The sequence below is a fragment of the Mesorhizobium sp. M1066 genome (genome assembly GCF_040318635.1).
Lineage (GTDB): Bacteria > Pseudomonadota > Alphaproteobacteria > Rhizobiales > Rhizobiaceae > Mesorhizobium.
Genome location: NZ_JAMYMR010000035.1, coordinates 51334 through 59300, shown reverse-complemented (window position 1 = coordinate 59300; position 7967 = coordinate 51334). Strand labels below are relative to the sequence as shown.

The 7967-nt window shown below is 60.2% G+C and carries 8 protein-coding genes and 1 pseudogene; 7 read left to right on the top strand and 2 right to left on the bottom strand.

Annotated features, from left to right (window positions below; all coding sequences use genetic code 11):
* Nucleotides 1–594: 594 nt before the first annotated feature.
* The 4 genes and pseudogenes from NKH52_RS28715 to NKH52_RS28700 form a co-directional block, all read left to right on the top strand.
* Nucleotides 595–714: pseudogene (locus NKH52_RS28715) on the top strand (oxidoreductase dimerization domain-containing protein); the annotation flags it as partial.
* A 783-nt stretch (nucleotides 715–1497) separates the two neighbouring features.
* Entirely contained in the window at nucleotides 1498–1722 is a 225-nt protein-coding gene (locus tag NKH52_RS28710) for a hypothetical protein (RefSeq protein ID WP_352735631.1), read from the top strand.
* Nucleotides 1723–2493: 771 nt separating this feature from the next.
* On the top strand, nucleotides 2494–2823 hold the full coding sequence (locus tag NKH52_RS28705) for a hypothetical protein (RefSeq protein ID WP_352735630.1): 330 nt from the start codon (nucleotides 2494–2496) through the stop codon (nucleotides 2821–2823).
* Between the two features lie 112 nt (nucleotides 2824–2935).
* On the top strand, nucleotides 2936–3085 hold the full coding sequence (locus NKH52_RS28700; protein ID WP_352735629.1) for a hypothetical protein: 150 nt from the start codon (nucleotides 2936–2938) through the stop codon (nucleotides 3083–3085).
* 274 nt (nucleotides 3086–3359) lie between these two features.
* Here NKH52_RS28700 and NKH52_RS28695 read toward each other — a convergent pair whose 3' ends face one another.
* On the bottom strand, nucleotides 3360–3722 hold the full coding sequence (locus tag NKH52_RS28695; protein ID WP_352735628.1) for a hypothetical protein: 363 nt from the start codon (nucleotides 3720–3722) through the stop codon (nucleotides 3360–3362).
* A 505-nt stretch (nucleotides 3723–4227) separates the two neighbouring features.
* Between NKH52_RS28695 and NKH52_RS28685 the strand changes: the two genes are divergently transcribed.
* Nucleotides 4228–4791, top strand: coding sequence for a cytochrome b (locus NKH52_RS28685; protein ID WP_352735627.1), 564 nt, complete (start codon nucleotides 4228–4230; stop codon nucleotides 4789–4791).
* 662 nt (nucleotides 4792–5453) lie between these two features.
* Complete coding sequence (locus NKH52_RS28680) at nucleotides 5454–5930, top strand: VOC family protein (protein ID WP_352735635.1); 477 nt, start codon at nucleotides 5454–5456, stop codon at nucleotides 5928–5930.
* Nucleotides 5931–6438: 508 nt separating this feature from the next.
* Here NKH52_RS28680 and NKH52_RS28675 read toward each other — a convergent pair.
* The gene (locus NKH52_RS28675) at nucleotides 6439–7338 is read right to left on the bottom strand and encodes a LysR family transcriptional regulator (RefSeq protein WP_352735626.1); all 900 of its coding nucleotides are present in this window, start codon (nucleotides 7336–7338) and stop codon (nucleotides 6439–6441) included.
* Between the two features lie 97 nt (nucleotides 7339–7435).
* On the opposite strand from NKH52_RS28675, the gene NKH52_RS28670 reads away from it, so the two are divergent.
* Complete coding sequence (locus tag NKH52_RS28670; RefSeq protein ID WP_352735625.1) at nucleotides 7436–7954, top strand: YybH family protein; 519 nt, start codon at nucleotides 7436–7438, stop codon at nucleotides 7952–7954.
* Nucleotides 7955–7967: the final 13 nt, after the last annotated feature.

Sequence of the window (7967 nt, the reverse complement as noted above, 5' to 3'; positions counted from 1 at the left end):
GGGGGCTCCCCCGTAATTACCCCCACCCCACAACCCGCATTATACCCCATTCAACCCCCCCCGCCCCGCCCCCCCCAAACCCCCCCCCCCGGCTCTGAAAGATCATTCAGCGCGATCCAGGCCGCCCACGGCCTTGGCTGCGCTCGTGGCCGGTAGGTTTAACGCGCAGGATGAAACACGTTGGCTCCACGTCAGCCGGTCACACCAGAAGTTCGTGAAGGATCCGAATGCCCGAACCGCCGCTCTGCTCGATCGGCCGCCCGTTGAGGGTCTGCCAAACCGTCTGGTATTCCGCCTTGCACCCGCTCCTGGGCCGGGTGTGCCGGGATGTCGATGCCGAACAGAGGCGTAGGACCGCATGTCACGATCACGTCTGTTCGTTCTTCCCGAATGTCGCCAATAGCGTCGCGAGATAAATGTCGAGCGGGACCTTTGGATTCCGGGAAAGGCATTCGGAAACGAGCGGCAGAAGAATATGCGAGCCTGTTGGGTCTGGTGGCACTAACACACAAGCGGCCCGACGGTGCTTGGCTGCCCGTAGCGCAGCTTTCGGCCTCGTCGATATCGGACAATATCCCGACACAGCGTTCGATCTGCGTTGGCATGGAATTCGGTGCCGCAGCCACGGATATTGCTCGCACCTGCCACGCCCATCCGACCTTCTCGGAGGCGGTGCGCGAGGCGGCGCTTGCTCGCAGTGATCTGCCGATCCATTCGCAGTCGAGGGTTGAGGTCTACATGACGTTGTTGACGATCATGCCTGCAGCAGAGGAGCCGGCGGCGATAGGAAAGCTGCGGAAGGCCTCTTCGACATCGCCTTTGTGTCATGGTTCGAGGTCTACAAAGCCGTTCTGAACGCACCTCGCTCAACCTATCGCGGGGTGCAGATGAACGCCGAATTGCTGCTTAGTGATGATACCGGCGCCTATGGCGGCGAAATGGAACGTTGGGAAGCTACCGCGCTGCTCGGGTCTTTCCGGGCGGTGGTGTCATGAACACTCACATCAGGATGTTGAGGACGCCCTTGGGGATGCCTCAAGGAACAGACCCGCGCACATGGCGGCAGGAAGTCGAGAAGCGCCTAAATGGCCTCCTGGACCGAGCGATGTCGCTGATCACCGCGAGGAGCCGTCGCTGGGCTGGACGATGCTCGGTCCTAGCAATGGCGTTGCCAACGATGACTGCCCAAGCCGACGATTCCGATCTGGAGGACGGCGGCGGCTCTCACGGCCTTCCCTTGGCTCGCGCCCTCTTAACAGGTTCAGCCTTGCGGCCTAGACCGTCAGCCTTTGCCAGCGCAGCTTCTAGAAACATACTCTTTTATAGGAAAAATCATACCTTAATATATTACATATTACTGAAGATCGTTCCTATATAGCAGATGTAGGCCAAGAAATGTTAAAGACCATCGCGTTTTTACTTGTTTCCTAGAGCCTGTAACCCGGAATGCGCGGTGGACAAAATAGCCGCCTTCCTCATCGAAAAGGACATGCAATCATGCGTTCTATCACTCTGAAGGCGGCGCTTGCCGCGATGATCGTCACAATTCCGCTCTCCGGGGCCTTTGCTGCCTCGCATGGCGGTGGCCACGAGGGTCGCGGTGGTGGCGACAGCGCTTACGGAGACTTCGGCCAGAAGCAATGGTTTGACGGCATTGACTCGTTTCACAACTACACGACGGCTCTGGGCGTGAAGCACTACGGCAGCCCCTACAATCGTTAATAAGGCGCCAGCATCCGCCGCCGCTATGCGCGGCGGGTGCGGCGACGCTCGGATTTGATTCCGAGCGATTTCATCGAGGGATTTTGGCAGCCACGGCTCTGGGCTCGCCAGCGACCGACGCCGCGAGTAGGAATTGGACACTTCGCTGTTTCAGTAGATTGCTGATGTTTCTCACCATGGGACAGCAGCAAAAGGCCGGCGAGGCTTTGGTCCTTTCAGTCTCGCCGGCCGCATCCACCCCGAGGCGCCGCAGGGGCCGTTTGGGGCAGTGTCTCCGGCATCTATTCCTGGAATGTCGCGTGTGAGATGATGAGACATTTAGCTAACACCACCACCGTCATTGCATCAATAGCTGTGGCTATCGTGCTGCTCTTCATGGCGCCTAAGGGGTTCGAAACGTCGGAGCCAGATCCGATCGTCGCTGCGCCCGCTGATACGTTCGCGAGGACCATGCATGAGGCGGCCCGGCCAAGCCAGGCGGGACGCGGTGGCCTGCAGGGCCTGGCCGGCTTGGTTGGCGGGCTCACAGGCTAAAATTGTCGCGGGCCGCCGCCAATTGCGCCTACATTTCGCTGTTTTCGAACTGCCGTCGAGGCGCTAGTGCGTTCCGGTGGAGCATGGGGGCTCTTACGCCAGCCGTGCTAAACGGTTGGCGATGTCCGGGCGAAGGCGGCCTGCCTTCTGCACTTACACGCACAAATGGGTTGGGCCGTGGACGCCGAAGAAGTCGGCGCTCCTTGCTTCGTTCTCGGTTGAGAGTGGGGTGTGACCATGGGCGAAGTTGTTGCTTTCCGGCCGAAGGCGCCGCGGCTCATCACCGATGAACCGGCCGAAATCACCGGTTGGCTCAAGCCTGCAAACTGCTGGCGGACTGGCCGCATGCAAATCGAACCGGCGCATCATTTCCACATTACGGCCGACTATTGCCGCATACTTGCCGCCGACGCGCATCGAAGAGAAGGTCGTGAGGCTACCGATGCGAGCGAGCCCGCCGAGTTCTTTCGCGCATGGCAGATTGAAGGCCTGAAAAAGGTTTTCGTCCCTGCCGAGTGCGTCCGCCATCTGCACTGGAAACAGGATTGGTTGCGGCGGCACTCCTGAAACCCCGCTGGCAATTTCCCGCGATGAGGCGGCATTGGCCGGGCGTCTCGAAGCAGTCGGGCGCCAGCAAGGAGCAGGCCGGGTGCAAGGCGAACCGGAAGGCGGTGCTATCATGAGCGCCGCCGTTCGCCTCTCTGACCCATCGGTCCGCGGCTTGATCGAGGATGAGATTGAACGCCTGATTTCGATGCTGGACCTTGTGTACGGCGACCCGGATCTAGAACAGGCGCAGACCTGGTGGCGCCGAAGTCATCAGCACTGATGACAGGAAAGGGGACGCCAGCGATCTGGATCATTCGCTTGGTTGGACCAGCTCCGGCGCCTTCGGCCTGGCGGCAGACTTGGGAAGGCAACCTTGCCAGCTCGGGCTCTGGCCTTGAACTTGCCGAGTCGGATTCGGCGAAACTGTGGGCCGGTCCAATGACCCGACGTGCCGCAAGAGGGGCAGCGCTAGCACGGCATTTCTGATCAATTGCCCTTCGGACACTTGAAGCCCGCTGCCTCGCGGTGGCGGGCGTTTCATTTCGGAGATGGATTCAATGATGGTCGTAGATGGCGAAGGCACTGCCGGCATCGAGCCGGAGCGTCTGTTCGAGATTGCCGAGATCGACCAGCAACTGCTGCGATTCGCCAAACGGTATGGTGCCATCACCTTGGGCGGCCGTTGTTTCGGCGGCTTGGCTGATATCGACTGCCTGCATGTGCAGACTTTGCGCCTCGGCCGCCGTGATCGCGTTCTGTTGCCTTGCGTCCGCGATCCCTTGGTCCAGACCCTGTGCCTGACCAATAATCAAGGTTGGCGGGTCGCCAACCGAGTTGCCGCGGGCATATGCTCCGGCGATCGGAACAGCGATGAGAACTGCAGTGAGGGTTGCAGTCTTGAGAGTAAATGAGCGCATGATTGCGCCTCCTTTTTTACTGAGAAGGGGGCGATCGTTTTCACCCTGCCTTGCATCTGTCGGCCGTCCTGTTCCGTCGCGTCGCGATGACGGGAGGCATCACCGGCGGTTCTCGGCCACTGCAAAGTTAGGAATGCGCCGCGGCAATTTTAATTATCAAATGGCTTGTTCTTCATACCTTGTTGTATGTGCGCCAGGCGACCTCGAAGTCTATGTCAGCAGCAGTCCCGTGCCACTACGATCCGGTCCTATACCGACAACGCCACAGGATCGAGAACATGTTCGCACGCCTCAAAGACTGGCGACGCATCCAAAGGCCCGCATGGCAACTTGTTAACGTGGCTGTTGAATCCATCCGGACGGCTGACCCACAGGCAACTGGCCAGGCGACTCCACCAAACGACAGCTAGCAGAGACAGCTTTGCATTACGAAACAGTAATATCAGAGCCGCAACTTCGCCCCAATGCAAATAGCAACTCGGACGATCTAAACCGGAGCTGCCATATGCCGACTGTCGATTATTCCTCGACCCAGAAGGGTTTGCACTGGGCTCTGTTCGCGTTGGTTGTGGGCATGTATCTGCTGACCTTCGGCGATGATTTCTTCCAACGTGGCGATCCCAACCGAGCCCTTGCATGGTGGCTTCACATCTCGTTTGGCCTGCTCCTGGCTGTTCTCGTGCTCTGGCGAGTGGCCTTGCGGTTGGCGAGGGGCGCACCGACCCTCCCCAATTCCATGACAGGTTTCGAACGTGCCGTGGCCAAGCTTGGTCATTTCGCCCTGTATGCCCTGCTTGTCGCAATCCCCGTGCTTGGCATCATGCTGACGTGGTTCAGGGGCGATGCGCTGACCTTTTTCGGATTGTTTACGATCCCGGCACCCTTTGCGCCGGATCGCGGCGTCGCTGGCATTATCAGAGAAATTCATAGCCTTTGCGCCAACGCGATCTTGATCCTGGCCGGAGGGCACGCCCTAGCCGCGCTCTGGCACCATTTCGTGAAGAAGGACGACGTGTTGGAGCGCATGCTGCCCTCGAAGGAACGAGTAGCCCGCCTCGAACGCCGCTAATCCTCGCCGGAATGGCCTAAATTGCTCAGGAGCGGCCCCGCGACCTGTCCGCTGGCTCTTGCTCTCGGTTCATCGATCGCAGGCATGTCGATGGGTGGCTGCGCGAGCCCACCCTGGCTCGCTTTGTTATCGATGTCTGCACGATGGCAAGTTGTTCTGCGCCGCGCCTTGGCTCGCGTAGACTTCTGGAACACTCGCCACCAGGCTCATGCAATGAAGTCGATTGCCTATCGCAACCGTCGCCCTTTTCGCCAAAGGTCGAGCTACTTGTCGCGCTTACATTAGGACATCACACAAACGTCAGATGGCGGGCACAAGCCCGCCATCCTTCTAGAGCCTGATCGAGGATCGTCACATTTTGTGCAGGGTGTTCACGACGGAGCAGAACTCTTCGAGACGACCGCTGCTCGTAGCGGGTTCATTGCAAATTCTAACCACTTCCTCCCGTTTCGCCTTAGGCATCGACTGGAAAGCCGCCTTGAATTAGGTCATCGGCTTCAGCGTGTTCAGAGATGCATCCGTGTAAAAACGGCCTGTGGTTCGTCGGCCACGATGGCGTACTGACAGAGATCAAGGTCGCCCGGAAGACCTCGCCCGACCAGAAGGCTGCGGCCTATTTCAAATAGGTCCCGGCCGGACGTCGCGGCAGCGGGCTTGGCCATATCGAGCTGAAGCAGATCCTGCCGAGGCGGCTCGCCCACTGTCAGATCTTCACCAGCGATGTGCACGGCGCCATCAGTTACTACGAGAAAGTGCTCGGACTGCGGCTTTCCGATCACTCAGGCGGCAATGTCGCCTTCCTGCATGGTGTCCACGGCTCCGATCATCACCTGCTGGCGCTAGCGCGTTCCAGCGGCCCTGGCCTGCACCATTGCTCACGGAAAGTCGGCAGCATCGACGACATCGGTCACGGCGCGCTCTACATGGCCGACAAAGGCTACAAGCGCGGGTGGGGTGTCGGCCGCCACACGATCGGCTCCAACTATTTCCACTACGTCCAGGATCCATGGGGCGGCTTCTCCGAGTACTCATGCGATATCGACTACATCCCCAAGGGCTATCTCTGGGATGCGCGCGACTTCGCCGACGAGGACGGGCTCGCCTTTGGGGCCGCAGCCACCGGCGGATTTCGTCCATAACTACGAGATGGATTCGGACGCCAGACTGCCCGTCTGAACGGGCAGGCAGACATGTTCGCTCTTGAGTACCTCAAGTCCTCGATCGCGGCTCCACTTCGGACGAACTGCCTTTCCTGGAACTGTTTGCCGAGGACACCGTCGTCTATTTCCCGAAATGGCGCGTAGCCCATGGCCGTAGCGAAATCGGCAAGCTATTCGGCGATGTCGGCGCGACCTCCAAGTAGATCCGTCATCAGGAGGCAATTACATCTTCTCCGGGTCTGACACGATCGTCGTCGAGGGCAGAAGCAGCGGCGAACACCGCGACGGCGCCTGGGAGGCCGACCATCCGGCCTGGGGCACCGGCCGTTGGTGCGACGTGTTCGAAATCCGCTATCCAGCGTGTGTCCATCTATCTCGACCCAGACTATGCGGGGAAGGACACGCGTTACCCGTGGATCGGCGCGTAGCAGCACCCTCTCCGATTTGTGTTTGCCGGTGCGTTGCCGGATCGGCTGCTCGGCGCGCTTCACGAAATTGCTGACACGGGAAGAACAAGGAACTGCGCGACGTGATGCTTCTGGCAGAAATCCAGGTATGCCCGGACGATGCTGGAAGGGTTCCGATGCGACGGATAGAGCAGGTTGACCTGCTGTTCCGGCATCGGGTGATCGGCGAGTACGGCGCGTAGCTGGCCGCTCCGGATGGGTTCTGCGGCCAAGAACGGAGGCAGTTCCGTGACGACATCGCCGGCCAGCGCCCGGCCCAGAAGCTGCAAATAATCGTTTGTGGTCAGCACCGCCTTCGGCTCGACGATGTGCTCGCCGAGGCGCCAGATGCCCTGCGTGTTGGCGTCCCGGCACCAGGTAGCGCAGGGAAAGCGGTGCAGTGCATCGGGGGCAGCGGGCGTTCCCAAGCGCTCCAGCAGCGCGGGACTGGCAACCAGCCCGTGGCGATAGGAGAGCAGTCGCCGCGCCACCATCGACTCATGCAGGACGTCTCCAATGCGCAACGCAACGTCGATTCCATCCTGGACGAGGTCGACGCGGCGGTCCGTGGTGTACACGCTGAGCTGGATGTCGGGATGTTGCCGCTGAAACGCGCCGAGCACCTCCCACCACGGTCCGAAGGCGGTCGGCAGGGAGAGCCGGAGGCGTCCCCTTAGACGCGCCTGGTCGCTCCTGACCGCCTGTTCGGCCTCCTCGAATGCCTCGACGCCTCTGGTCGCGTGCTCATACAGGCGCGTTCCAGCATCCGTCAGCCGGGTGCCTCGAACGGAGCGTTCCAGCAGCTGCACCTTCAGTTCCCGCTCGAGTGCGCGGATCCGGCGGCTGAGCGTCGGCAGCGGAATGCCCGTCCGCTGCGCGGTGGCCGACAGGCTGCCGGACTGCACGACACTCACAAACATCTGCACGGCGTTTAAGTCCACGGCTGCGTTCCTGTCAGTTATGAGAGGGACGTTACCAGATGCGTGGATACCGCACCATTCGCGAGCCGGTTAAGTTGCCTTTATCTGCATACGGGAAGTGTTCTCGGGCGAGCGGCAACAGGAGAGACTGATGTCTATAATCTTTCAGAACAACTTGGGAGGGCTGGCGCTCGCAGCGCTTCCTCTGATCGTGCTGGCGGCGCCAGCCAAGTCCGACGAACCGGCCAAAGCCGCCATAACGCTGCAGCTTCAAAGCTACGAGCAGGCGCTCAACAACTCCGACGTCAAAGCTGTCGTGAAGCTTTACACGGACGATAGTGTGTTGATGCCGCAAGAGACCCCAACCGTCGTGGGCATCAAGGCAGTCGAGCAATTCTACGGTGCAACGTTCCAAGCGATCGACCTCAACCTCCATTTCCAGATCGACGAGGTGCAGGTTCTTTCGAACGAATGGGGGTTTTTGCGAACGACATCCACTGGCACCATGAAGATTCACGCCACCGGCAGCGAAGTTCCGTCGCACAATCAGGAACTGTTTGTGTTGCACAAGGAGGTCGGGGCGTGGAAGCTCGCCCGCTACAGCTTCTCTTCCACCCTTGCGCCGGCGCAACGCTAGTCGCCCATGAGAC

Excerpts from the sequence above, each read along its gene's own strand:
- NKH52_RS28710 (WP_352735631.1), top strand. The coding sequence starts at position 1,498 with ATGCGTTCTATCACTCTGAAGGCGGCGCTTGCCGCGATGATCGTCACA.
- NKH52_RS28705 (WP_352735630.1), top strand. The coding sequence starts at position 2,494 with ATGGGCGAAGTTGTTGCTTTCCGGCCGAAGGCGCCGCGGCTCATCACC.
- NKH52_RS28685 (WP_352735627.1), top strand. The coding sequence starts at position 4,228 with ATGCCGACTGTCGATTATTCCTCGACCCAGAAGGGTTTGCACTGGGCT.
- NKH52_RS28700 (WP_352735629.1), top strand. The coding sequence starts at position 2,936 with ATGAGCGCCGCCGTTCGCCTCTCTGACCCATCGGTCCGCGGCTTGATC.
- NKH52_RS28695 (WP_352735628.1), bottom strand. The coding sequence starts at position 3,722 with ATGCGCTCATTTACTCTCAAGACTGCAACCCTCACTGCAGTTCTCATC.